Origin of the sequence: Bacillus shivajii (genome assembly GCF_020519665.1) — a bacterium.
Taxonomy (GTDB): domain Bacteria; phylum Bacillota; class Bacilli; order Bacillales; family Salisediminibacteriaceae; genus Bacillus_CA; species Bacillus_CA shivajii.
The window spans coordinates 3,902,249-3,928,550 of sequence record NZ_CP084703.1 but is presented as its reverse complement, the minus strand read 5'-3'; the positions used below and the strand labels follow the sequence as shown (position 1 = coordinate 3,928,550).

Annotated in this window: 18 protein-coding genes; 15 read left to right on the top strand and 3 right to left on the bottom strand. The window is 39.2% G+C overall.

Features of this window, described 5'->3' with window-relative positions; genetic code table 11:
• Window positions 1-38: 38 nt before the first annotated feature.
• From LGQ02_RS18960 to LGQ02_RS18935, 6 genes are all read left to right on the top strand, one after another.
• Entirely contained in the window at window positions 39-1,364 is a 1,326-nt protein-coding gene (locus LGQ02_RS18960; RefSeq protein WP_226515843.1) for an ABC transporter substrate-binding protein, read from the top strand.
• A gap of 146 nt (window positions 1,365-1,510) precedes the next feature.
• Window positions 1,511-2,419: a carbohydrate ABC transporter permease gene (locus LGQ02_RS18955; RefSeq protein ID WP_226515842.1), complete on the top strand. Its 909-nt coding sequence runs from the start codon at window positions 1,511-1,513 to the stop codon at window positions 2,417-2,419.
• A 10-nt stretch (window positions 2,420-2,429) separates the two neighbouring features.
• On the top strand, window positions 2,430-3,254 hold the full coding sequence (locus LGQ02_RS18950) for a carbohydrate ABC transporter permease (protein WP_226515841.1): 825 nt from the start codon (window positions 2,430-2,432) through the stop codon (window positions 3,252-3,254).
• Between the two features lie 307 nt (window positions 3,255-3,561).
• Window positions 3,562-5,310: an alpha-amylase family glycosyl hydrolase gene (locus LGQ02_RS18945; RefSeq protein WP_226515840.1), complete on the top strand. Its 1,749-nt coding sequence runs from the start codon at window positions 3,562-3,564 to the stop codon at window positions 5,308-5,310.
• A 10-nt stretch (window positions 5,311-5,320) separates the two neighbouring features.
• Entirely contained in the window at window positions 5,321-6,448 is a 1,128-nt protein-coding gene (locus LGQ02_RS18940) for a glycerate kinase (protein WP_226515839.1), read from the top strand.
• A gap of 406 nt (window positions 6,449-6,854) precedes the next feature.
• Complete coding sequence (locus tag LGQ02_RS18935) at window positions 6,855-7,646, top strand: ZIP family metal transporter (RefSeq protein ID WP_226515838.1); 792 nt, start codon at window positions 6,855-6,857, stop codon at window positions 7,644-7,646.
• A gap of 381 nt (window positions 7,647-8,027) precedes the next feature.
• On the opposite strand, the gene LGQ02_RS18930 is transcribed toward LGQ02_RS18935, so the two are convergent.
• On the bottom strand, window positions 8,028-8,576 hold the full coding sequence (locus LGQ02_RS18930; RefSeq protein WP_226515837.1) for a helix-turn-helix domain-containing protein: 549 nt from the start codon (window positions 8,574-8,576) through the stop codon (window positions 8,028-8,030).
• A 767-nt stretch (window positions 8,577-9,343) separates the two neighbouring features.
• Here LGQ02_RS18930 and LGQ02_RS18925 point away from each other — a divergent pair.
• Window positions 9,344-9,931 (top strand): transposase, encoded by a 588-nt coding sequence (locus tag LGQ02_RS18925; protein WP_226515836.1) that lies wholly within the window; start codon window positions 9,344-9,346, stop codon window positions 9,929-9,931.
• A gap of 534 nt (window positions 9,932-10,465) precedes the next feature.
• Here the strand turns inward: LGQ02_RS18925 and LGQ02_RS18920 are convergent.
• Together LGQ02_RS18920 and LGQ02_RS18915 are read right to left on the bottom strand one after the other, a co-directional pair.
• Window positions 10,466-10,789: a hypothetical protein gene (locus tag LGQ02_RS18920; RefSeq protein ID WP_226515835.1), complete on the bottom strand. Its 324-nt coding sequence runs from the start codon at window positions 10,787-10,789 to the stop codon at window positions 10,466-10,468.
• Between the two features lie 419 nt (window positions 10,790-11,208).
• Window positions 11,209-12,276 (bottom strand): sulfite oxidase, encoded by a 1,068-nt coding sequence (locus tag LGQ02_RS18915; RefSeq protein WP_226515834.1) that lies wholly within the window; start codon window positions 12,274-12,276, stop codon window positions 11,209-11,211.
• Window positions 12,277-12,637: 361 nt separating this feature from the next.
• On the opposite strand from LGQ02_RS18915, the gene LGQ02_RS18910 reads away from it, so the two are divergent.
• From LGQ02_RS18910 to LGQ02_RS18875, 8 genes are all read left to right on the top strand, one after another.
• A complete protein-coding gene (locus LGQ02_RS18910; protein WP_404802368.1) occupies window positions 12,638-14,818 on the top strand; it encodes a glycoside hydrolase family 3 N-terminal domain-containing protein in 2,181 nt (726 codons plus the stop codon).
• Window positions 14,819-14,914: 96 nt separating this feature from the next.
• A complete protein-coding gene (locus LGQ02_RS18905) occupies window positions 14,915-18,259 on the top strand; it encodes a GH36-type glycosyl hydrolase domain-containing protein (RefSeq protein ID WP_226515832.1) in 3,345 nt (1,114 codons plus the stop codon).
• Between the two features lie 143 nt (window positions 18,260-18,402).
• A complete protein-coding gene (locus LGQ02_RS18900; RefSeq protein WP_226515831.1) occupies window positions 18,403-19,401 on the top strand; it encodes a LacI family DNA-binding transcriptional regulator in 999 nt (332 codons plus the stop codon).
• A gap of 392 nt (window positions 19,402-19,793) precedes the next feature.
• Window positions 19,794-21,023: a sugar ABC transporter substrate-binding protein gene (locus LGQ02_RS18895; protein WP_226515830.1), complete on the top strand. Its 1,230-nt coding sequence runs from the start codon at window positions 19,794-19,796 to the stop codon at window positions 21,021-21,023.
• Window positions 21,024-21,145: 122 nt separating this feature from the next.
• Entirely contained in the window at window positions 21,146-22,045 is a 900-nt protein-coding gene (locus LGQ02_RS18890) for a carbohydrate ABC transporter permease (RefSeq protein ID WP_226515829.1), read from the top strand.
• A gap of 44 nt (window positions 22,046-22,089) precedes the next feature.
• Window positions 22,090-22,917: a carbohydrate ABC transporter permease gene (locus LGQ02_RS18885; RefSeq protein ID WP_226515828.1), complete on the top strand. Its 828-nt coding sequence runs from the start codon at window positions 22,090-22,092 to the stop codon at window positions 22,915-22,917.
• 565 nt (window positions 22,918-23,482) lie between these two features.
• A complete protein-coding gene (locus tag LGQ02_RS18880) occupies window positions 23,483-24,538 on the top strand; it encodes an ABC transporter substrate-binding protein (protein ID WP_226515827.1) in 1,056 nt (351 codons plus the stop codon).
• Window positions 24,539-24,612: 74 nt separating this feature from the next.
• Complete coding sequence (locus LGQ02_RS18875; RefSeq protein WP_226515826.1) at window positions 24,613-26,301, top strand: ABC transporter permease; 1,689 nt, start codon at window positions 24,613-24,615, stop codon at window positions 26,299-26,301.
• Window position 26,302: the final 1 nt, after the last annotated feature.

Here is a 26,302-nt window from a genome sequence, read left to right as displayed (position 1 = left end):
ATATTATATGTTTTACCAATTAACAAGGAGTGAGAAAAATGAAGAGATCAAAATGGTTAGCTTCCTTAGGGATGGCATCGGTTCTAATGTTAGCAGCATGTGGTGGTAATAACAACGACAATAATGAAGCTACTGCAGAGGAAATTGAAGATGTTGAAATCCGCATGCAAATTGCTTGGGCAACCGATTCAGGTCGTGGCCAAGCGATTCAACGAATTGTTGATGAGTTTGAAGCACAAAATGAAAATATTTCTGTTGACCTTGTTGGAAGTACGCAAGATAACGAACGTTTACTTACACAAATCTTAAGCGGGGATGCTCCAGAAGTTTTACAACTTGCTTATCGTGAAGTACGTAGCTTAGGTGCAGAAGGTGCATTTGTTGACTTAACAGAAGACATGGCTGACGAGCAAGAAAACTATTACGAGCAGCTTTGGGAGTTAGGTTCTGTAGGTGACACACTTTACGGCTTCCCGTGGTTAGGCCATACAATTCAACTTATTTATAACAAAGATATGTTCGAAGAAGCTGGAATTGAAAGTGCTCCAACGAACTGGGATGAGCTATATGAAACAGCAAAAGCTCTTACTTTAGACACAAATGGTGACGGCAACATTGATCAATACGGTTTAGGATTAGTTGGACGTCAATCTCATGATATTACTTGGATGGTTAATATGTTCGTTAACCAAGCTGGCGCGGACTTAGTTGAGACAGATGAAGATGGCAACCACACAGTTGCATTAAATTCACCTGAAGGAAAAGAAGCGCTAGAGTTTTATAAGAAGTTAGTTGACGAAGTTGCACCTCCAGATACTGTAAATAAAGATGGTGGAGAAGTAATGGGAGACTTCCGTAACGAGATTGTGGCAATGGAATTCCAAGGTCCTTGGGGGGTAACAGATATTTGGCAAAACGGAAATCCGTTTGAAGTAGGTACTGCAATGATGCCAGAAGGTCCTGCTGGATCTGCTTCTGAATTAGGTCCATACATGCTGTCAATCCCGACAGAGCTTGAGCCTGAAAAAGAAGTAGCTGCAAAAGAGCTAATTAAATTCTTAGGTTCTAAAGAAGCACAAGAGATGGTTATGTTAGGTGAAAAAGGTGAAGATGGTGAGTACTACCCATTCCGTGTTCCAATGAGAAAAGACTTAGCTGATATGGAATACTTCCAAGAGAACCCTGAGTTTTTAGTATTTATCGAAGGACTTGAGTACCCAAGTATCTCAACTCCAGTTGAACCTTGGTTACAAGTAGAACAAGAAATCTATCAAAGCTTACTAAACCAGCTAGTAAATGGAACAAAATCAGCTGAAGAAGTATTAGAAGAGTTAGAGGAACAAGGAAACCGCATATTAAATTAATTGAATGTCACCTGTCTCTCATTGGTGGGGGCAGGTGACTTCTTTATACTTTTCATCATCTAAATGATAGGATGGCCGCTGTTTTTCAATTAAATGTCTGATCATAAGGAAATGAAGGCTGCTATTTTCTATAAGGGGGATTTATTATGAGTAAACTTGTCCAAAAGTTCAAACAAAATGACTGGACAGGTATCGCCTTTCTTTTGCCAGCCGCAATCACTTTGCTGCTATTTTTAGTCTATCCGATCATCTGGGCTTTTCTAGTCAGTTTTCGTGATATTCGTCCCCTAGAAATGAGGGGAACAGGGTTATTTGAAATGCCGGGTCAGTTCGTCTGGCTCCAGCAATATATTGAAGTTTTTCAAAACCCGCTGTTTTTAAAATCACTAGGTAATACGCTATATTTTGGAATTATTTATATTCCTATTACATTAGTTGCATCAGCTTTGCTTGCTGTTCTTTTAAATCAGCAAATGAAGGGAGTTAACTTCTTCCGTACTGTATTATTTATCCCTTATATTATTTCTGTTGTTAGTGCCAGTTTAATCTTTATGTTCTTGTTTAATGGCGATCGAGGGATGATAAACGCTATATTAATGCAGTTTAATATTGCAGGACCGAACTGGCTTGCAGACTCGCTACTTGCGATGCCTGTTATTGCGATTATGACTGCGTGGAAAAAAATCGGGTATTTTATGCTCATCTATTTAGCAGGGTTACAAAACATTCCGCACACTTTATATGAAGCGGCAAAAATTGATGGAGCGAACGCTTTTCAACGTTTCTGGTATGTAACGTGGCCAATGCTTGGACGCATCACGCTTGTCGTTAGTGTACTGCTTATGATTGACACACTTAACGTTTTCCAAGAAGTTTACGTTATGACTGGCGGTGGACCTGCAGATTCAACAACAACCGTACCGTTTTTAATTTATAACGAAGGGTTCCAATACTTCCGATTTGGTACAGCCTCAGCGATGTCATATGTCTTATTTGTAATCGTTGTTGTAATCACTATTTTACAAAAACGCGCAGTAGATAAACGTTTAGGGTAGGAGGTAGTTAATGATGGATAAGAAAAAAAACCTTGGGTTACAAGCCATGCTTTGGACGTTATGTATAATCTTTCTGCTACCACTATATTGGCTATTCGTATCCAGTTTGAAAAGTGATTCAGAGATTACTCGTTTTCCACCAACATTTTGGCCTGAGGAATTTTATTGGAGTAACTTTGTTGAAATATGGGGTCGTTTAAACTTTACACAAACATTCATGAACTCGATTATTGTTAGTGTATCGGTGACGATTTTAATCGTTATTTTCTCGACGATGGCAGGGTACGCTTTGTCAAAAAAGAAAATTATTGGTAAAAATATGATTCTTGTTGTATTAGTTGCAACAATGACTGTACCTCCAACAGCGCTTTTGCTACCTTTATACTTTATCATCACAAAGTTTGGGATGTATGACTCGCTGCTCTCATTAATCATTCCCTTTGGGGTCACAGTTTTCGGGGTCTTCTTTATGAAGCAATATATGGATGATGTTCCAGACGAATTAATCGAAGCATCACGAATAGACGGCTGTAGTGAATTTCGGATCTTCTGGCAAATTATTGTGCCACTTGTAAAACCAGCGATTGTTACATTAGTGATTATCGAATTCGTAAACAATTGGAATTCATTCACAATGCCGTTAGTACTTCTGCAATCAGAGTCAAACTATACATTACCGCTGCAACTAGGGATCATTGCTTCTGAAAGCGTTGCTATCCCATGGTCACAAATTCTTGCAGCAAACTTATTAACTGTATTACCTGTTGTTGTTTTATTCTTAGTGCTACAAAGACAGTTTATTAAAGGAATTATGGAAGGTGCTGTTAAAGGCTAAGGCATATTTCTAATAAAGAGAGAATGTATACCCCATTAGTTGCGATACGAGCAACTAATGGGTGTTTACAAGCAACTTTGGAGTGAATACGAGCAACTTCGGTATAAATACGAGCAACTTTTGGTTGAATACGAGCAACCTCGGTATAAATACGGAGCAACTTGATGAAAAGTACGCTCAACTATCTTTTATTTTTTTCAAAAACTGTATGTCTGAAAGAGTTAATGCTCAACGGTGAGCAATGTTGTACTTGAAATTAAGAAAGTCTTAATAAAAAATGTGATGTTTACCAAGGATGGTGTTCTTAATGGAAAAACGTTGGGAAATTCCGAGCGAAATGAAAGATCAAATGGAGTCAAAGTTAGTTGCGATATACGGTGAGGAAAAAGGGAAGCAAATTTATCCTCAATTAGAAAAAAGATTACAGCAGTTTAAAGGTTCTGCTTTTCATGAAGAAGGCAAGACATGGGTCGATGAGTCTGATGTAATGCTCATTACTTACGGGGATCAAATTAAAGAAAACGATAAACCGAATTTACAAAGCTTGCATGAATTTATGAATGAGTATTTAGATGGAGTTGTTTCGGCTGTTCATATTCTCCCTTTTTATCCTTACTCTTCAGACGACGGATTTTCTGTTATCGATTACTTTGAAGTAAATCCGGAGTTAGGTGAATGGAAAGATGTTGAAAAAATGGCTGAAGACTTCGAAATTATGTTTGACGCGGTCATTAACCACATTTCTGCGAAAAGCGACTGGTTTGAAAAGTATTTAGCTGGTGATGAAACATATAAGAAGTATTTCATTGAAGCTGACCGGAATGCAGATTATAGTACAGTGACTAGACCACGCGCACTTCCGCTTTTATCTGAATTTGATACGGCAGAAGGAAAGAAGTACATTTGGACAACATTTAGTGCAGATCAAATTGATTTAAACTATGAAAATGAAGAAGTTTTATTAAAAATCGTTGAGCTTCTTCTGTTCTATGTTGAAAAAGGTGCAAAAATGCTTCGCTTAGATGCGATCGGCTATATGTGGAAAGAACTTGGCACAAGCTGTATTCATTTAGAAGAAGCGCATAAGTTAATTCAACTGTTCCGCGATATTTTCGAAACAGTGTCGCCAGAAACGATTATGATAACTGAAACAAACGTACCGCATAAAGATAATATTTCTTACTTCGGTAATGGCTATAATGAAGCACAAATGGTTTATCAATTCCCACTCCCACCATTAACGCTTCATTCTTTCCATACAGGAGATGCATCTTATTTATCAAAGTGGGCAGCTGGCTTAGAAAGAATTTCCGACCAGACTACTTACTTTAATTTTCTAGCATCACACGATGGTATTGGTGTTATGCCAGCGAAAGGTATTTTATCTGAAAAACAAGTAAATGATATGGCAGAAAAAGTTCGTTCACACGGTGGTAATGTGTCGATGAAAGCCAATGGTGACGGAACGGAAAGTCCATATGAGTTAAACATCAACTACTTTGAAGCGTTATCACATCCAGATGAAGGTCAAGAAGTGAAAGTGAAGCGATTCCTAGCATCACAAAGTGTCTTGTTGTCTTTAATCGGTGTACCAGGCATTTATGTTCATAGTTTATTAGGATCTAATAACTATCATGATGGTGTTGAGGAAACAGGTAGGTTCCGTACAATTAACCGTGAAAAACTAAACCGTGAACAATTAGAAAGTGAACTAGAAACAGATGGGTCACAAAGAAATCTAGTATTCAACCGTTATAAAGAACTAATCAAGATTCGTAGACAAGAAAAAGCGTTTGACCCGAACGGAGAGCAAGACGTCTTGTTCTTAAATGACTCTGTTTTTACTTTAAAACGTACGAGCAAGGATAAGCAGGAAGAAATCGTTGCAATGGTGAATGTATCAGAAGAGCAGCAAGATGTAACAGTTATTAATAACAACTGGAAACAAGGCACGACAGGAATGAAAGACCTAATTAGCGGTGAGACTTTCAACTGTGATGGTGACCAGCAATTTACGTTAGCCCCATACTCCTTTATGTGGCTAAAGGGAGAATAAGGAGATTGTTATGAACATTTTCATTGCGCCAGATTCATTTAAAGGTTCGATGTCGAGTATTGAAGCTGCAAATGCGATTCATAAGGGGATTGAACGCAGTTCAGTGTCCGCCAATATTCAAACATTGCCAATGGCAGATGGCGGCGAAGGCACTGTTGATGCACTTATTCATGCACTTGATTGTGAAAAAGTTGTGGAAAAATCAATTGATCCTCTTGGTAGGCAAATTGAATGCTATTATGCGTGGAATGAAAAAAGAAAGCTAGCGATCATTGAAACAGCTGCAGCTTCGGGGATAACGCTTTTAGAGGAAGGCGAATTAAATCCGTTTAAAGCATCTACTCACGGAACAGGTGATCTTGTGAAGTCTGCTTTAAATAAAGGTGCTAAGGAGATTGTTATTGGCCTTGGCGGTAGTGCGACTGTTGATGGCGGTACTGGTTTTCTTCAAGAGCTCGGTGTAAAGTTTTTAGATGAAAATGATAATGCTGTAGAGCGAGTCAACGGTGAATTATCCCGCATTCATGAAGTTGACATTTCAGGCATGGATGAACGGCTCTGCGAGGTAAAAGTAACAATCGCATCGGATGTGGAGAACCCACTACTTGGATCGAATGGGGCAGTCGCAGTTTTTGGTCCACAAAAAGGTGTTGAGCCTGATCAACTTGATCTATTTGAACGAGGAATGAAAAAATTTGCTGATTGCACAGTTCAAGCGATGCATAAAGACTATCGCGAGCATGCAGGAGCAGGGGCTGCCGGTGGATTCGGATTTGCTTTATTATCGTATTTGAACGCAGAAATGCAAAACGGTTTTGACCTTGTTGCGGAGCTTACTTCGATGGAAGAAAAAATCGAGTGGGCAGATCTCGTAATAAGTGGAGAAGGTAAGCTAGATGAACAAACGTTTTTTGGCAAAGGGCCAATGGGGGTTGTTCGTTTAGCTGAGGAAAAAAATAAGCGTGTCATTTTGTTCGCTGGTTCGATCTCAAAAGGATTTGTTGAAAAAGAAAAAGAACTTAGTCACCTCGTTGCATTCCCAATTATTCATGAGCTCATTTCATTAGAGGGGGCGATGGAACGAGGGCCAGAACTATTAGAAGAAGTCGTTTATAAAGTGATGAAGGTATGTCGATAGAACTTGATACTTTATGATAAGCTGTTGAGATTCAACAGCTTTTTTTGCAACTTGTATTAGGTGGGATACAAGTAATTTCGGAGTTAATACGAGCAACTTTGAAGTGGATACAAGCAACTTTGATGTGAATCGATCAACTTATAAAGAAATACGATCAACTTTGAAGTCGATACAGGCAACTATGGACTGAATACAATTCAACTTTATGTAGAAAACGTGCGACCAGCATACCTTGCATACCTTGTTATGAAAGGCTGTATGATTCACAGTATAATTTCCAATGATTTGCAGAAAGTAAAAGAAAATCATCTTTCTTTATTTTTGCTGCACTGTTTCAGGGCATTGCTCTAGTTTTACCCGAAAAGGTGCGGCATTTCGTCATACTTACATTTAGGAGGCATCCGCCATGTGGAATGCCCTTTTTTGGGGGACGTTTGCGGCTTCAGCGACGATGTTTGGGGCAATTATGGCACTGAAATTATCGATCCCGAAGCGAATCATTGGATATATTATGGCGCTTGGTACTGGTGCACTTATTGGTGCAACGACGTACGAGCTTTTGCAGGAGTCGCTTGAAATTAGCGGCTTTATGGAGGTGGCGATCGGCTTTTTAGGCGGAGCAATCATCTTTACGATATTAGATATCTTAATTTCGTATAAAGGCGGTGGGCACCAGCGGAAACAATCAGATCGTGCCTATAAAAAAGATGGAACGTTGTTTTCAGATTCGGGCATCGCTTCCTCAGCGTCTGGCCAAGGTGGAGGGAAAACGTCAGGAATGGGAATTTTTATCGGTTCGGTGATGGACACGTTGCCTGAGTCAGCGATGATTGGAGTGAGTTTAATTGGTGGTCAGTCTGTTAGCCTAGCGCTCGTTGTCTCGGTGTTTATTAGTAATATTCCTGAGGGCTTGTCGAGTACAGTTGGCTTAAGGAAAAGCGGTTTTTCGCGGAAAAAAATATTGATTATGTGGGCACTTGTTGTATTTTTCTCTGCGCTTAGTTCGTTAGCCGGTGCGACACTATTGGATGATGCATCGGACAGTGTGATAGCGATCGTCAGCAGTTTTACTGGCGGTGCGATCATTGCAATGGTCGCTTCGACGATGATGCCAGAAGCCTACAAAGAAGGAGGTCCAACTGTTGGTATCGTCACGTCGATGGGCGTCTTCATCGCCCTTTGGCTGCATTATATTTAGGGGGCCAGTGACCTCCCGGGTTTTGTCGAATGGCGACTAATAGATCAAATGAATAATAAGGAGATGACGTCTTCGCTCATTTTTTGTGGGTGGAACGTTTATTATGTGAGATTATTACCAATACTTCCTAAAGAAAGGTGGAGGTTGGTAAGAATGGACGATGGAAATTTCTTTAAAGGCCTCTTTTGGGGAACGCTATTGAGTCTACCGATTTGGGTAGCCATCATAGCGCTTTTCTAAGGTGCCAGTCACCTCCCCAAATATGTCGAAGACTTTGGTTGGTAAGTAAAAAAACTCCCAGCGGAACATTTCGTCCGTTGGGAGTTTTTCGATTGAAAGAGTAATTGTGAATTTAATTTTTCTTTTGAGATGCTTTTTTAGCTAATATTTCTTTTTTGTTCGTTCGGCATCTTCGTACATTTTCTCAATCACCTCATCACCTCTACCAGGTACTATTTCATCAATTGATACGTTAAGAGCACGAGCGATTAAAGATCCATCATAAACTTCGAGTTCGCTTATGCCTTCTTCAATGTTCTTCAACTTATCCTCAATTAGACATGATAAATCCGCTAATTGTTGTATTGATAGGCCTTTTTTCATTCGGTTTTTACGGATGTTGTTACCGATTATAGCGCTGTGCTCTCGTCGTAGATCTTGATCGTTCATTTTTTTACCTCCAGGTTGTTCGTTTTCTTTCAATTTACGTTGTATTATTAGATATATTTCAGGTACCTCTATCTCAAGAGCTAGGGCTTTATCGTATATATCAGAGGCGTTGGGTTCTCTCTTTCCTTGTTCTATTTCTTCTAAGTGTTTTTTATCTAACTCTGATTTATTTGCTAATTCTTTGATGGACATACCGCGTTCAGATCTTAGAGTGTGGATGGTTTGTCCGGCAATGTATAGAAGTTCTTCTCTATTTACCAATTTGAATTCACCTCAGTTTACTAAAACTTTGCATGGCTGATTATTAATACCTGAATCCGTGATAATAGATTTTGATATGCTTTCCACCTGCTCGCTTTCCGCGGGCGAACCGTGAGCCTCCTCGAACTCCACTCCGTTACGTTCTGCTGGGTCTCACCAGGCTCGCTTTTCCTGCAGGAGTCTCCCAGGTTCCTATCATATCAACGTTATTGGTATTTTATTTGTTTTCAAAATTACCAATTAAACCTTACAAAATTAATTTTTGTAAGATAGAAAATTATATAATTTTAGGTGCTTGAATCAATTTCATAATTCCGCTTTTGCGCAATGAAACCAATGATATTATAAATTTACCATTAAATGTACGTTTTATTTTGAAGTGATCGTAACGAAAGGGGGCGATTCCCAGAGGGTCAGCGACGAGCAATACTTCTTCGAACTGCTTCGAGCTGCGACGAGTAACCGCAGGAGTACTGTTTATCTGTGACGAGTAATCGCAGGAACAACGAGCTGAAGATCCACTTAGGCGAAGGGTAATCGAGCCTAAGTTAGCTGAAGACAAGCCCTCGGGAAAGCGTCCGCCAGTAACGAATTCGAGTAAAAGAATAAATTATTTCATCACTGATTCAGGTAATATATATATATTGGAAAAATATGCTATAATCATTATTACCTTTATTATCCTCATCAACAACCCTCGAGACTTACTTTTTCACTTTTATTTTTCCAAACTAACCTTAAAAATTCAATAAGAAAGGTGGATAGGCGTGGGTAGGAAACGTAGAATTTGGATTCCTAATCAGTTTGTTCATGTAGTTAGCCGTGGTGTGAGGCGTGATCCTTTGTTTTTGGATGAAAATGATCATGTTGAAGCTTTTTATATGTTAAGCGATGTGTATGAAAAGGCACCGTTTGAAATGATTTCTTATTGTTTTATGACGAATCACTTTCATTTTTTGATTCGGACGAGCGAGCAGCCAGTTTCCAAGGTGATGGCCCTTTTTAACAAACGGTACGCGAATTACTTTAATATTAAGTATTGTTTCTCTGGGTACGTGTTTGAGAGTAGGTTCCATTCGACTCCTGTCAATGATGAGCGAGGCATATTGGAAGTGAGTCGGTATATTGATCTCAATCCAGTGAAGGCGAAGATGGTGGAGTACCCAGCAGAATACCCGTGGAGTAGCTATCATTTTTATGCGTCTGACATTGGTGTCCCTCCAAAATACTTCAATCAAAATTTGATCCTAGGCTTTTTCTCAGGCGCCGAGGAAGAACAGAGAAAAGCTTACCGAGAGTGGGTGAGTGGTACCAGAGACCTCCCGAAAAATGTCGAACAACCGTTGAGTGTATGATGTAGGTATAGTTATACACAGAAATTGTGGATTGTGTGGGTATCCTGTGCACAATATGTTAATTAATTTCGATATCTGTTGATAACATTTGTGGTAATTTATAAAGATATGAATATTTTCACTCTATAGTGGCTACTTATTAACAAATTGTTGATAAGTTGTTTCAAAGTTGTGGGTAACTTGTGGACAAGACAAATTTGAAATATCTTATGTTAAATTAACTATCCTCAAACGATTTCCACACAATTTCCAGGTGTTTGACATCTGGAAAACACCTGGGAATTCACAAAAAAACATGGGGTGTTGGGTTTTTAGTGCCTTTTATAGTCTTAGACGAGCCGCTTATTTTGTGTCGGAGGCTTTTTGGTGTCTTGCATCTCGTAATAATAAAATCTTGGAAGCCCATAGTAGATCCAGTAATCATGGAGTAAGGATGTGCTGACGAAGGCGACCATTTGCAAATCTATCATTTTCATGAAAGCACCTCCTTGATTTTGGCACGGTTAGTCAAGAGTGCACCGCTATATCACTCATTTACTCGATTGTAAACGTCCCTTCTGTTAACAACTCGTCATTTACGAAAACACGAACGACATAATCACCAGTTTCTAAAATTCCGTGGTAGTTTGGCTCATGAAAGATGCCGAATGAGTGATCCCAGGTAGGATCTACTTCTTCTTTCCAACGGTCAAACAGTTGTTCACCACCGCCAGCAGAGGCTTTTAGTAAAAAGACTTCGTATGTGCTTGTTCCATAAGAGGAGCTTAGTGAAATCTCATCATAAATGGTTTCGTATTGAGAAAATGTACTTTGTTCACCAGTCACACCATCATCATTCATTCCTGTACCGAATATCATTGTCGCACCCTCACTGCAGCCTGTTATCAACAACATAGAGACAATCGCACAAAAGATAAAACTCCAGAATCTTTTATTCACAGTTATGACCAATTCCTTTCGACTAATAAGGTATTTTCTCCAATGTATGTTGTGGTGTCATTGTCCTATGCGAGGTGGGGGTGATCCTGTCAGTAATGACATGAACATTTCATATTCTCAGTTAAACTAATATCCCTACTACCGACGGCGGAACGTGGAAAATGCTGCAAATTTCTTCTCGTGAAAATCGTCGGCTCTCTATGAAATCCATTTCTGCCGGTGTTCACAATGTTTTTATGTAATGAAGAAAATCGAGCGATCGTGAAAAAAATCGTTGACCAAGTTCGCCCGATAGATTCGTTCTGTTTATCCACCGGGCTCAGGATTCATGAAGAACGTCACTCCACCTTCACTTTCACTTCATCCTGCGCGTTATAGCCAAACCCTTTTCGATTCCACATCGCTTCCTTCGGCTGTACCCTACCTGTAGAATCCGTAGCTCTTGAGAGAATGTTGTACTCTCCTTCTTCGTGGACATCCCAATCATAGTGCCAGCGTATCCAACTATATTTTTCTGGCGATGGAGTAAGCTCGCAAGGGTTCCAAGTCTTTCCGTCGTCAAAACTAACATCAACATTTGTGATATGTCCTTTGCCGGTCCAAGCGATTCCATGGACGCGGTGAGTTCCTTCGTCTAACAATTGCATATCTAAAGGCTGCTGGATCGTAGAATTGACATTCATCGTTGTGACGGGCATTTTCCCGCGGTCACTGTCTTTGTCAGGATAATAGACGTAATCGACCGTTTGGTAGGGGCCCTTAAAAGGTCGATCGACCACCGTTATTTGCTTGATCCACTTTACTGAGGCCATTGCATACCAATCAGGTACGATGAGACGCAGTGGATAACCGTGTTTAAACGTGATCGCTTCATTGTTATATTCGTAAGCAACAATCGTATCGGGATGTAGCGCCTTTTGAAGCGGTAAGCTTCTTGCAAAATAGTGGAGCTCATTTGAGTCCTCGCGTTTTCCGAAATCATACCCTTCAAAAACGACTTCCTTTGCTTCGTCCGCAATGCCAGTATGTTGTAGGAGTGTTCGTAAAGGGACGCCTCTCCAAACCCCTTGGCTAATTGCTCCTTTTCCCCATTGCTCCCCAAACACTTTTGGTTCGAAAAATTCGCGTTTATTACCAGAGCATTCTGAAACTGTTTTAATCGTTTTGGCAGGCAGTGACATCATTTCTTGTATGGAAAAAACTTTTGGTGTTTGTACAGAACCGCTAATTGGAAGCCAGTAAAAAGAGGATGTAAAGCTCGGGTATGCAAAGTGGTTCCGTCTAAAAAACAAGCTTTTATGGATGACGTTCCCTTTTAAAAACTGAATCGGTGTTTCTTGGTTTTCAGGCATCAACTTCTTAGTCGTTAAGTACGGTCTACCTTGAGGACGGTTTGAATGGTTCATAGGGCTCCTTTCATAACAAAATTTTTGCTATTCATTATATGAGTTTTACGGGGAGGGCATGACAGTTGCGACGTCAGCAGCTCTATGTTTTTTAAAATAAGGACCTTGCTTGGATTCCCTCACCCGTACTTTCTCGATCTCACATTTTTGTGATTAATTGGCACAAAATGATAAATCCATGAAAGATATTGAAATCGCTTTCTATATATTTTATACTATTAATAATTGAAACGTTTCACCACCATTCCTGTATGTATAAACAAACATATAACGAAGAACAAGACTTCGCATTATAGAAACGTTTCTTCAATAAAAATAAAACATTTTGATTACATAGATTCCATAGGGATTGAAGGGGGATATGGTTTTGCAAAGAGCAGATTTACTTTCACTATTAGATAAACTGACAGTAGAAGAAAAGATTGGCCAGTTGATTCAATTGGCTCCGCCATTTTTTGAAGGGGCGAAAAGCGAAGGAGATATTACTGGTCCACTTGCTACAATGGGTGTTACGAAAGAGGATGCTCGTTATGCTGGATCGGCGTTAGGGGTAGCTGGAGCAGATGAAGTGAAGGCGATTCAAGATGCTTACCTAGAGAAAAGCCGCCACAAAATTCCATTGCTGATGATGGCTGACGTCGTTCACGGTTATGAAACGATCTTTCCGGTTCCATTAGCGATCGGTTGTTCTTGGGATTTAGAACTTGCAAAAAAGAGTGCGGAAATTGCTGCAAAAGAAGCGACGGCTTCAGGTATTCACGTCACTTTTGCCCCGATGGTTGATTTAGTTAGAGATCCAAGGTGGGGAAGAGTGATGGAATCAACAGGGGAGGACCCACTGTTAAATAGCTTATACGCAAAAGCCTTTGTGAAAGGGTATCAAGGAGAAGATTATCCCGAGAGTCATGACCATCTTGCCGCTTGTGTGAAACATATGGCAGCTTATGGTGCACCTGAAGGCGGGCGTGATTATAATACGGTCGACATGTCAGAAAGGCAGCTTCGTGAATATTACTTGCCGGCATATAAAGCAGCATTAGATGAAGGTTGCGAAATGGTGATGACTGCTTTTAATACTGTTGATGGCATTCCGGCAACAGGCAATAAAAAGCTGATGCGTACGTTGCTTCGTGATGAATGGGGTTTTGACGGTGTCGTGATTTCTGATTGGGGCGCAGTGAAGGAAATGATTCCTCATGGCGTTGCAGCTGATGAAAAAGAAGCGGCATTAAAAGCGATCAATGCCGGTGTTGATATCGAAATGATGACAGCTTGCTACGTCAACCACTTAACAGAGTTAATTGAAAGCGGAGACATTTCAGAAACACTACTCGATGAATCGGTTTTACGAATTCTTGAGTTGAAAAATAAATTAGGATTATTTGAAGATCCGTATCGAAGTGCTACAAAAGAAAAAGAGACACAAACTGTTTTTTCAAAAGAGCATCGTAAAGTAGCACGTGAACAGGCAGAGAAATCTTGTGTCTTATTGAAAAATGAAGAAGGGGTTCTGCCTCTAGAAAAATCGAGTAAAGTGGCGGTAATCGGTCCTTTTGCAAAAGGGAAGGACATTCTTGGACCGTGGTCGATGCAAGGAAAAATTGAAAATGCAGTCCCTCTTGTAGAAGGGATGCAAACGTATTTTTCACCAGATCAACTAGTCGTTGCAGAAGGTTGTGGCATTGAAAATGGTACGCCAGAACAGCTTGAAGAAGCCCTTCATGCTGCAAAGCAAAGTGATGTCGTTGTTCTTGCCCTAGGCGAATCTTCTGATATGAGCGGGGAAGCCGGTTCATTAGCAGATATTCGCTTACCTAAAGTGCAACGTGAACTAATTAGAAAGGTCAAAGAATTAAATAAGGAGCTCGTCGTTGTTCTCTTTAACGGAAGACCACTCGACTTAGATGGGGTTATTCATGAAGCGGATGCGATTCTTGAAGCGTGGTATCCAGGTACAGAAGGTGGAGCTGCGGTTGCTGCCTTACTAACGGGTCATGCTAATCCATCTGGACGTTTATCGATGTCGATTCCTTATTCTGTCGGACAAATTCCCGTTTATTACAATTCCTTTAATACAGGGCGCCCACAAGGGGCACCGAATGCACAAGAGCGTTACGTATCACAATACTTGGACATTCCGAATGAACCGCTGTTCCCGTTCGGGTATGGAATGAGCTACACGACTTTTGAATATCGTGATGTGGCGTTATCGAGTACTACGTTAACCCAAAATGAACCAATCACGGTGACGGTGAAAGTCGCTAACACTGGAGGCGTTGAAGGGGAAGAAGTCGTTCAATTGTATGTCCGTGATGTTGCAGGAGAAGTGATTCGTCCGGTAAAAGAGCTAAAAGGGTTTGAAAAGGTCACCATTGCGCCAGGTGAAGAAGAGACAGTGGAATTCACAATTGAAGAAAAAGATTTAAGGTATCACCATAGTGATCTTGAGTTTAGTAGTGATAACGGTGAGTTTGTGGCTTATGTCGGTTCGAATAGCCGTGATACAAAGGCGTACCCGTTTACGTTAGTTTCTAGTAAATAACGAATCAAAAGTTCAGCAATCTCGCTAGAACAATGTGGATTCAAAAGAGCGTTTACGGAAAAATAAAATGAAGCAGTCATAAAATGGGGGAGACAAATGACAAAAGTGACAGTCGATCAAGTAAAACATGAAGTGAAGTCAGGGCAACATCGCTTTACATTTTTAAATAGTGGCGACCTATACAATGTGTTTTATGCAAACACAATGATTAATCAATGGTTCTCAAATCCGATTGATGGTGCGTTAAATAATCTTTATTTACGCATTTATGAGGGAGAATCGATTAAACAAGTTGAGCCGCTTTTAGGCGTTCAATCAAAAAGCGAAGTGGCTTTCGGTGAATCAACAGTTGTTTGGCAAGGAGAGGTTGACGAGCTAGCTTATACGGTAACATTCTCTTTATCAGAAAAGGGATTTTGGTTTTGGGAAGTGGAAGTGAATGCCGAAGAAGCGGTCGTGGATGTTGTTTATGGACAAGATGTCGGGTTAGGAAATCCAGGCATGGTGAGAACGAACGAAGCGTATACATCTCAATACATTGACCATACCGTTTTTAACGATGAAAAAAGAGGATATGTCGTTTGCAGCAGACAAAACCAGCCTCAAGATGGTCAATTTCCTTATTTACAGCAAGGTTCTTTAGCAAAGACAGTTGGTTTCTGTACAGATGGATTCCAGTTTTTCGGCAAGTCTTATAAAGAAACGAACAAGCCTGAGATTTTGGCAGCAGTAGAATTCCCGAACGAAACGTATCAATACGAGTTTGCTTATATCGGGCTAGTCACTGAGAAGATGATGGTGAAAGGTACAGCGGTTATCCCGTTTTACGGTTTGTTTAAAGAGGATCATCCTGAAGCAATTAACGAACTCGAGTTTCAAGATGAACTGACTGAAGCTTGGGCAGAAGTTCAAGCAAAATCTGCCGAATTTAAAAGTGAGAAGACACAAGCCGTACAAACAAAGATCGGTGAACCGGTAAAAACGTTAGACATGACAGAAGAGGAAATTGCGGAATATTTTCCTCAACGCCAGCTAGAAGAAAGAGAAAATGGGAACTTACTCGCTTTCTTTACGGACAGCTATGAACATGTCGTTTTAAAGGAAAAAGAGATGATAGTTGAACGACCACATGGGCACATTCTTATGTCAGGGAACAACCATGATCTCGACACAGATGTATTAACGTCAACGTCTTATATGTACGGAATTTTCAACGCTCAACTTGTCGTTGGAAATACGAATTTTAATAAAATGATGACAAACGTAAGAAGTCATTTAAATGTGATGAAAACATCAGGACAGCGAATTTATATCGAGGAAAATGGTTCGTATCATTTATTAACGATGCCTTCTCTTTATGAAATGGGCTTTAACTTTAACCGTTGGTATTACAAAACGGAGGATGACCTAATAATTATTACGAATTATACAGTTGTTGATTCAGCCGAACTTCATTTACATGTTCAATCGACACAAGGGAAGCAGTATCGTTTTGTCGTGACAAATCAAATAAGTTTAAACAACAACGAATATGATGCGCCATTCCATTTATCTGAACGAGACGGGAACTTTGTTTTTACTGCAGATGAAGCATCGGAAAGTTATAACATTTACCCTCGTTTACAATACAGTCTTTCGTTTGATGCTGAGAATGTAAGCGTTGGTGATGAAACGGTATTAGCGGAAAATGTCGATCAGGGTGCGGCTTCATTAGTTGTGTTTGAACTTGATCCGACTGATGAGTGGTCGCTAACTGTTGTCGGATCCCTTGATGGAGAGGCGACACCAGCTGAGAATCGTGATTTCACGACGGAAGTAAAGAGGTACCGTAACTATTATCAAAGCATGTTAAACGGGTTTGAACTTTCGTTTGGCGAGGAAACTTCTGAAGAATTGAATAAAATGAATGCTCTTGCGTGGTGGTATACGCACAATATGCTCGTACACTATTCCGTTCCTCATGGCTTAGAGCAATACGGAGGAGCGGCATGGGGCACAAGAGATGTGTGCCAAGGGCCGACGGAGTATTTCTTTGCGACGCAAAAATATGAACAAGTGAAAGACATTTTACGAAAAGTATACGCTCATCAATATGAAGATCAAGGTGACTGGCCGCAATGGTTTATGATTGATGACTATTACAAAATACAGCAAGATGACAGCCATGGCGATATTATTGTTTGGCCATTGAAGGTCGTAAGCGATTATTTAACGATCACAAAGGACTATGATTTCTTACAAGAAGAGATTCCTTATACTTCACGTGAGACATTTGGTTTTACGGAAAAGAAAGAAACATTACTCGATCATGTGAAAAAACAACTGGCTTATATTAAAAACCATTTCTTACATGATACTCACCTTTCTTCTTATGATGATGGAGATTGGGATGATACGTTACAGCCGGCCAATCAAGATTTAAAACAATATTTAGTGAGCAGCTGGACCGTTGCTTTAACGTATCAAGTCATTCATCAGTTAGGCAATGTGATGGAGGAAGCGGACCCAGCTGAATCTGCAACATTAAAAGATCTTGCTGCGGGAATTCAGAGTGACTTTGAACGTTATATTCTTGATAGTGATGTCATCCCTGGTTTTCTTTACATGGAAGACCAAGAAAAGCCGGAGAAAATGTTGCATCCAGAAGATACAAAAACAGGGATTGATTATCGTTTATTACCAATGCAGCGAAGTATTATCAGTGAGTTAATTTCTCCAGAGAAAGCAAATGCTCATTATGAATTAATTAAAGAGCACTTAGCTTGTCCAGACGGTGTTCGACTCATGAATCAACCAGCGAAATACACCGGTGGAGTGAGCAAACACTTTAAGCGTGCCGAGCAAGCGTCGAATTTCGGACGAGAAATTGGCTTACAGTATGTTCACGCACATATTCGTTTTGTGGAGGCGATGGCAAAGCTTGGAAAAACGGATGAAGTGTGGAACGGTCTGCAAACGATTAATCCAATCGGAATTAAGGATGTCGTGCCAAATGCTGAGCATCGCCAAAGCAATGCGTACTTTAGTAGTTCGGACGGGAAGTTCAATACACGATATGAAGCGGCTGAAAAGTTTGGTGAGTTGAAGAAAGGTAATGTCCAAGTGAAAGGCGGATGGAGAATTTACTCGAGCGGCCCGGGGATCTATCTAAATCAGTTAATCTCACAATGTCTTGGTATTCGTCAAGAAGGCGGAGATTTAGTGATTGATCCAGTATTGCCTGAAACCTTTGATGGGCTTACATTGAAATATGAGTTTGATGAAAAACAAGTCACGTTTGTTTATCACTTACGTGCGAGTGAGAATGAACTAACGTTAAATGGTGAAAAAGTTCATTTCGAGACGCTCGAAAATCGCTATCGTGAAGGTGGCTTTAGATTGAATAAGGATGCAGGCTTTGTTCAAGATCGTGAAAACAAGGTTGATATTTATTTGAAGTAGAAAAATAAAAGTAAAAGCGGTATAGTCGATGGAGGTTGATATGTATATGTCAGCCTCCATTTGACTTTTGAAAACGTTTTACATAAAATGAAATGAGATATTCGAAACGTTTCACCCTCTTTTGACGGGAAGGAGAAAATAAAATGGCTACGATAAAAGATGTTGCCAAATTAGCTGGAGTGGCTGTATCAACAGCATCCTATGCACTTAACGGCACGAAGAAAATTAGTGAAAATACAAGAAGAAAAGTGATGGCTGCAGCCAAAGAGCTTAACTATCAAAAGAATGGTTATGCCATGGATTTGAAAATGAATAAAACGAATATGATTGCGCTTATATTAAGCGACTTAATCGGTCCTTTCTATTCAGAGCTCATTCAAGGTGTTCAAGAGGTCGTTATGGAGCACGGATATGACTTAGTCGTATGTAGCTCTTACGGTGATGAAAGTTCAACAGCAGCAAAGTTTTTGCGTGAAAAAAGAGCCGATGGTGTCATCCTGTTAGCTCATAATATCGACACACAGTTGATTGTCGATTCTTCTAGAAAAGGGTTTCCGATTATTGTATTGGATCGTGAAATGCCTAATGAGCAGGATATCATTAGTGTCAATGTCGATAACTCAGCAGGTTCGTATTCGGCAGCAAACTATTTGGTCAATCAAGGGCATAAAAGCCTTGCTTTTATTAGTGGACCGAAAACATCACTAGATAGTCAATTAAGATTGGAAGGATTTAAAAAGGCTCTAACAGAGAACGACTTGCCGTATTATACGAAGTGGAATATAAACGGAAAGTTTACGAAACAAGGTGGATATCAGGCGACAAAGATGCTTATCCATCAAGGGGAATTACCCGAGGCTGTTTTTTACGCCAATGATGAAATGGCGATTGGCGGACTAGAAGCGTTTAAGGAAAATGAAATTGATGTGCCAAATGATATTTCAATCATTGGATTTGATGATATTCAACTCGCTCCTTATGTACAGCCACCGTTAACGACTGTTAAACAACCGATGTATGAAATGGGAAAATTATCTTCACATTTAATCTTTCAAGTCCTAGAAGGTGAAGGTGTGAAAAACGCTTATTCACTTGAGACGGATATGGTGATTCGAGACTCTGTGAAGGTTTTAAAACCGTAAGTGGTAGGTTGATCAAAACGAATAAATACGTTCTTTTCATGTGATAATGATAATGAAAGGTTTCATGAGGAAATCTTTCATTTTTCTTTTTTTTAAAAGTGTATAAAAACATATTGAAAACGGATACATGTTCATTTATAATGAATTTATCGAAACGTTTCAACTAACTTTTTTCAACGATACTGATTTCTATCAACTGATGTTGAAAAAAGAAGGGGGAGGAGCATAGGTCAAGAGATAATGAGAGAAAAACATTACATATTTAGACGTATGTAATGGAAATGACTATTGTTTTTCACATTTTTATTTTGTAATAAAATGAAACGTTTCACAGGAAGTGTAACTTTGAATGATGTAATCTAGTCAATATTATAAAAAAGGGGAGAAATACGATGTTTAAAAAGTTCCAATTACTTTCAACTTTATTGATTGGTGGAGCAATGTTGTTAACTGCATGCGGTGGTGGCTCAGAAGAAGATCAAGAGATCAGAGTCTGGGCAATGGGTGAAGAAGGAACATTACTTCCGGAATTAGCGGAAAAATTCGAAGCGGAAAACCCAGATATATCAGTAAATGTTCAAGCAATTCCATGGGGACAAGCTCATGAAAGACTATTAACAGCTGTTGCATCTGGTGAGGGGCCTGACGTTCTTCAACTAGGAACTTCATGGGTACCTGAATTTGGTGATGTAGGGATGATGCTTGATTTATCTCCTTACCTTGATGAATACCCAGAGTTTAATAAAGAGAATTACTTTGATGGTGCAGCTGAATCAATGGAATATAATGATGAGCTTGTAGGTATTCCATGGTATGTTGATACACGTGTTTTATACTACCGAACAGACTTATTAGCTGAAGTTGGTTATGATGAAGCTCCGGCAACTTGGGAAGAATTAAAAGATGCTGCAACTAAGCTTGCAGATCGTGGTGAAGACTACTACGGTTTTGACATTGACCAAAATGACCAGTTCGTTCCATTTATGTTTGCTTGGCAAAATGGTAGTGACTTCATTGATGAAAATGGAAACACTGACTTTACAAGCCCTGAATTTGTGGAAGCGATGGAATTTCACCATAGTTTCTTTGCAGAAGGTGTAACACCAACATCAGGCCAGTTAGAAATTGTCCAATCATTCAGCAGCGGTGTACAACCGATGTTCCAAAGTGGACCTTGGATGGTTAACATCCTTAATAATGAAGCTCCAGAAATTGAAGGAGACTGGGCTGTAGCGACTCTTCCTGCAAAAGAGACGAATACTTCATTTATTGGTGGATCGAACTTAACTGTTTTCCATAACACAGAAATGGTAGAAGAATCTCTAGAATTCATTTCATTCTTAGTTGATGAGCAAACGCAACTAGAGTGGTATGAAATCTCAAATACATTACCTTCTAATGTCGATGCATGGAACGACCCAGTATTAGAAGAAGATGAAATGCTCTCTGTTTTTGGTGAGCAGCTTGAAGAAACAAAAGCATCACCTCAACTTCCAGAATGGGAAGCAATTGCTCAAGAGATGATTAGATCCATGGAACGAGTAAATGTAGGTGGAGAAGATTTACATGAGGAACTGGACAAGTTCAGAGATAAAGTTGAAAATGACATCTTGTCTGAATAAACAGGTATAATCGATTAGGTGGGGAGCTGTCGATTAGTCATTGGTATCAAACCAGCTAATAGGCGGCTCTTCCCTTTATATTAAGAAAAAAATCATTGTTTAAAATGTTAGGGGGGAGAAGGTTGGGAAGCTTTTTTAAGACCCTTTATAGAGATCGACATCCATACTTATTTATAGCTCCTGCATTTCTGTTGTTACTAATGTTCAGTCTGATTCCTATCGTAGTTGCCTTTTTTATCAGTTTTACAGACATTAACTTGAGGGGATTAGCTGATTGGTCTCAAATTAGCTTTGTTGGACTTGAAAACTATATAAAGTTATTTAACGATAGCGTCTTTATCACTTCGATTTTCAATACGTTATTTTACGTAATCCTTGGTGTACCACTAGTGATTGTATCTTCACTTAGTGTTGCATTACTACTTAACTATGGAAAAGAAAAGATTTTTAATTTCTTCCGGGCAGTCTACTACATGCCGTCGATCACGAATATCGTAGCTGTTGCAGTTATTTGGGGATTTTTATATAACACGCACTATGGTCTCTTTAACTATTTTCTATCTCTTGTTGAGATCGGTAGAGTACCATGGCTTGAACAGCCTACTCTGGCCAAAATATCATTAATTCTTCTTGCCGTTTGGAAAGGGATCGGAATTAATATGATCATCTTCTTAGCTGCATTACAAGGGATTCCGAAAGAATACTATGAAGCAGCGAAAGTGGATGGGGCCAACCGTTTACAGATTTTATGGCATGTCACGATTCCACTTTTACGCTTTGCAACGTTCTTTATTACGGTAACAACGTTGATTGGATGGCTTCAGTTCTTCGAAGAGCCATACGTTATGACGAATGGTGGACCGTTAGATGGAACCTTGTCAATGGCGTTATTTATTTACAGAAGCGGTTTCCGATTAAGTGAATTTGGCTATGCAGCTGCTGCATCCTTTGTGTTATTCTTCATGATTATTATTGTGACATTAGTTCAATTTAAATTCCGAAAATCTGATGTGGAATATTAATGTTATGAAATCAGATTCGTTGCTAATGTGGGGGTGAAACGACGATGTCATCAGTAACAAAGCAGAAATTAGAAAAGGGTTTTATGATTTTCTTGTTGGTGGCAGGAGGAATTATTATTTCCATCCCATTTATGTGGATGTTATTGAGCTCCTTTAAACCATTAAATGAAGCGGTACAAATGCCGCCAACATTTTTACCACAAAATCCTACCATTGAAAATTATATCGCATTATTTACAAACTTGAACTTTGGTCTTTATTTAAGAAACACTCTCATCATTGTTTTCTTCTCATTTATCGGCCTACTCTTTAATGGTATGGCAGGGTATGCTTTTGCGAAGTATGAATTTAAGGGTAGAAAATATATTTTCTATACCATTCTTGCGACAATGATGATTCCTGGTCAAGTAACAATGATCCCAGTATATTTAATTCTTAACCAATTGGGATTAACGAATACGATGACAGGGATTATTTTACCTGGTCTTGCTGTAGCATTTAGTATCTTTTTATTCAGGCAGTTTATGATGACGATACCGGATGACTTAATTGAAGCTGCGAGGCTTGATGGGGCAGGAGAATTTTATATTTTCTTTAGACTTATCATTCCGATTGCAAAGCCAGTGTTTGCGGTACAAGCGATCTTAACATTTATCGCCGCGTGGAACAGCTTCTTATGGCCGTTAATTATTGCGAGCGATCAGCGTTTGTATACGTTATCTGTAGGTCTTGCTCTATTAGAAGGACAGCATTCTAGTAATTTTGCTCTACAAATGGCTGGTGCGGCGTTTATGGTCATACCAATTATTATCATCTTTGCGTTCTTCCAAAAGTATATTATTGAAGGCTTTACGATGTCAGGGTTGAAATAAGTATAGTATTAAAATATTAAGAACGATAATTCATGTAAAAAACTCCTAACCATTAATAAATGGTTAGGAGTTTTTTGTGATCTAGATATTGAAGAAGAAACTAGAATTAACTAAACCTTATCTGTGCTTGTTACAATACTCTTTGACAATAAACACTCTTTATTTTTTGTAAAAGTATTTATTTTTAGAAAATTGTGTGTTATCTTATTAATCAAGTAAGCGCTTTACCAAAAAAAGGTGTCATTTAGGGTGGTGGTTTTAAAAGAATTATTTCCGATATGAGAGAATCATGAGGAGGGTGCATAGGAAACATTCATGCAAACTATAAACCTTGAGTAAGAAGAAGTTAATGTTAAAGGGATTAATTGTAAGCGTTGCCATTCAATTACTCGGCTGTGAATGTTGATTAATGCAGACTCATTATTCTTTTTCTCGTAATAGATTTACTAATAAAAAACACACCTAGTCATAGCAATGATAAATATCATATTGGAGAATGTGACATTTTTTTAAAGTGTAAGGAAAGCGCTTCCCTATATTTAAACTAAAATTCAGGAGGGTAACGATGATTAAAAAGTATTTACTTATTCTAACTGCAATAATGATAGGTATTATTTTGGCCGCATGTAACTCAGAGTCAGATGCTAGTGGTGATGGAGAGGTTGAACAGTCAAATGACTTGACTGTATATGCAGCTTTCCCTGAACAAGAGTCTTTGTATTACCTTCAAGCATTTGAGGAGGAAACAGGGATTAATGTCAACTTTGTTCGTTTGTCTGCTGGGCAAATTTTAGCGCGTGTTCAAGCGGAAGAGAACAATCCACAAGCATCCGTTTGGTATGGTGGTCCTTCTGATACGTTTATCGCAGCAGCACAAGCAGGACTTTTAGATAGTTATGAGCCTGAAGGGGCGGAACTGTTGCCAGAAGAATTTGTTGACGAAGACTGGAACTGGTCTCCGTTTTATGTAGGTGCTCTAGGATTTGCATCTAACTCAGATTGGCTAGAACGTAATGACTTAGACCCTCCATCAAGCTGGGATGATTTATTAAAACCAGAGTTTGCAGACAATGTTAGTATTGCTCACCCGGCATCATCTGGAACAGCGTATTCTGTTCTTGCAACGTTAGTGCAAATGAAAGGTGAAGAAGAAGCATTCGAATATCTACACAAACTAGATGATAACATCAGACAATATACACAATCGGGATCTGCGCCTGCAAATAACGCAGGATTAGGGGAAGTTGGAGTAGGGATTGCATTTGCTCACGATATTCTCTCGCCAATGCAAGAAGGTTATCCAATAACTTTATCATTCCCTCAAGATGGAACAGGATATGAAGTTGGTGCGGTAGCATTAATTAAAAATGGCCCTGCCGATGAAGTAGACAATGCTCAGAAGTTTATTGATTGGGCAGTTAGTAAAGAATCACAAAACTTATTTGAAACTTCTGGACATTACAGATTACCAGTAAACCCAGAAGCGAATGTACCTGATGGCGCTACACCTTTATCAGAGTTAGATATCATTGATTATGATGCGGTCTGGGCAGGGGAAAAGCGTGACGAGTTAATTAATCGCTTTGATGATGAGATCAGAGGCGAGGAATCTGCACAATAAAGGGGTAATTTTTAATATGTCTTGGAAGAAGGCGTAGAGCCTTCTTCCACTTATAGAAGGGAGAAGGTGTCACTTTGCAACTTTCTACTAATGTCAAAAAAGGCTTAGAAGTTCAAAAAACGCAGTTAAAAAGGTTATTTAAACAGCCATTATTATTACTAGTTCTCGGTTTAGTTTTTACCTTCTTCTTTATCTTTGCTGTATATCCCTTATTTCAAGTATTTAAGGTTGCGGTATCTGGAGAAGAAGGGTTTAGTATCTCTCACTTTACTGGAATGTTAACGAATAATTTCTTTTTACAAACGCTATGGAATAGTGTGCGTTTAGGTTTAATGTCAGCATTCTTTGGTACTTTGATTGGCTTTATTTTTGCTTTTGCAATAACAAGAACAGAAATGAAAGGGAAGAAGTTCTTTCACCTCATTGCACTACTTCCAATTATTTCACCGCCATTTGTAATAGCGCTTTCAATGATTTTACTATTTGGAAGGAATGGTGCAATTTCTAATGGTGTGTTTGGGATCATCGATTCAAACATTTATGGGCTTGGAAGCCTTGTATTTATTCAAACATTGGCTTTCTTTCCAATTGCATACTTAAGCTTAAAAGGGGTATTAGAATCCATTGACCCAGCGTTGGAAGATGCAGCATTAAATATGGGAGCATCACGTTGGAAAGTATTTAAAACGATTACGTTCCCACTAGCATTACCGGGTGTTTTTAGTGCATTACTTCTAGTATTTATCAAGTCAATTGAAGACTTTGGAAACCCGATGGTTATAGCAGGTGATTACAATACATTAGCTGTGCAAGCTTATTTACAAATTACAGGAATGTATAACATAGGCACAGGTGCATTTTTGGCCATGGCTTTACTACTTCCATCGTTAACAGCGTTTTTAGTTCAAAAATACTGGATTAGCAAAAAATCGTATGTAACTGTAACAGGAAAACCGAGCCAATCGTCCATAAAAATTCATGAAAAATATATTGTTTATCCTCTTTATGGGTTGTGTATCGCCATTACAGGAGCGATTCTACTATTTTACGGTGCAGTTGCGTTCGGTTCATTTGTAAGAGTGTGGGGTGTCGATCATACATTTACACTTGATAACTTTATATACGTATTTACATTAGGGTTTGATTCAATTAAAAATTCACTAACTTTAGCAATTATTTCAACACCTATTACCGCTTTATTGGGGATGCTAATTGCATACCTTATCATTCGAAAGGAGTTTATCGGTAAAAAAGCTCTTGAGGTATCGACAATGTTATCGTTTGCTGTACCGGGAACGGTAATCGGTATTGGTTACATTCTTGCTTTTAATCAGCAACCACTTCTTTTAACTGGAACTGCAGCAATTTTGATTTTTGCTTTTGTTGTAAGGAATATTACGGTAGGGATTGAGGCTGGTACGAATAGTCTCAGACAAGTCGATAAATCGATTGAAGAGGCATCAACGAACCTTGGGGCAAATAACTTTACAACGTTTTGGAAAATATCTTTGCCTTTAATGCGATCTGCATTATTTTCAGGATTAGTTTATTCGTTCGTTAAATCGATGACACAAATTAGTGCAGTTATTTTCCTCGTTTCAGTAAATTGGAATTTGATGACCGTTTCAATTCTTTCACAAATTGAATCGAGTCGAATGGGTGCTGCAGCTGCTTATGTCATGATCTTGATTACGATTATTTTAGTGGCAATTGGTATATTGCAATTATTGGTAAATAGACTAGGTCCAACAGGGAGGAAGTAAT

What these genes read in the sequence shown, in the direction of transcription:
- LGQ02_RS18960 (WP_226515843.1), top strand. Translation starts at nt 39, where the DNA reads ATGAAGAGATCAAAATGGTTAGCTTCCTTAGGGATGGCATCGGTTCTA.
- LGQ02_RS18955 (WP_226515842.1), top strand. Translation starts at nt 1,511, where the DNA reads ATGAGTAAACTTGTCCAAAAGTTCAAACAAAATGACTGGACAGGTATC.
- LGQ02_RS18950 (WP_226515841.1), top strand. Translation starts at nt 2,430, where the DNA reads ATGATGGATAAGAAAAAAAACCTTGGGTTACAAGCCATGCTTTGGACG.
- LGQ02_RS18945 (WP_226515840.1), top strand. Translation starts at nt 3,562, where the DNA reads ATGGAAAAACGTTGGGAAATTCCGAGCGAAATGAAAGATCAAATGGAG.
- LGQ02_RS18940 (WP_226515839.1), top strand. Translation starts at nt 5,321, where the DNA reads ATGAACATTTTCATTGCGCCAGATTCATTTAAAGGTTCGATGTCGAGT.
- LGQ02_RS18935 (WP_226515838.1), top strand. Translation starts at nt 6,855, where the DNA reads ATGTGGAATGCCCTTTTTTGGGGGACGTTTGCGGCTTCAGCGACGATG.
- LGQ02_RS18920 (WP_226515835.1), bottom strand. Translation starts at nt 10,789, where the DNA reads ATGATATTCGGTACAGGAATGAATGATGATGGTGTGACTGGTGAACAA.
- LGQ02_RS18915 (WP_226515834.1), bottom strand. Translation starts at nt 12,276, where the DNA reads ATGAACCATTCAAACCGTCCTCAAGGTAGACCGTACTTAACGACTAAG.
- LGQ02_RS18910 (WP_404802368.1), top strand. Translation starts at nt 12,638, where the DNA reads ATGGTTTTGCAAAGAGCAGATTTACTTTCACTATTAGATAAACTGACA.
- LGQ02_RS18905 (WP_226515832.1), top strand. Translation starts at nt 14,915, where the DNA reads ATGACAAAAGTGACAGTCGATCAAGTAAAACATGAAGTGAAGTCAGGG.
- LGQ02_RS18900 (WP_226515831.1), top strand. Translation starts at nt 18,403, where the DNA reads ATGGCTACGATAAAAGATGTTGCCAAATTAGCTGGAGTGGCTGTATCA.
- LGQ02_RS18895 (WP_226515830.1), top strand. Translation starts at nt 19,794, where the DNA reads ATGTTTAAAAAGTTCCAATTACTTTCAACTTTATTGATTGGTGGAGCA.
- LGQ02_RS18885 (WP_226515828.1), top strand. Translation starts at nt 22,090, where the DNA reads ATGTCATCAGTAACAAAGCAGAAATTAGAAAAGGGTTTTATGATTTTC.
- LGQ02_RS18880 (WP_226515827.1), top strand. Translation starts at nt 23,483, where the DNA reads ATGATTAAAAAGTATTTACTTATTCTAACTGCAATAATGATAGGTATT.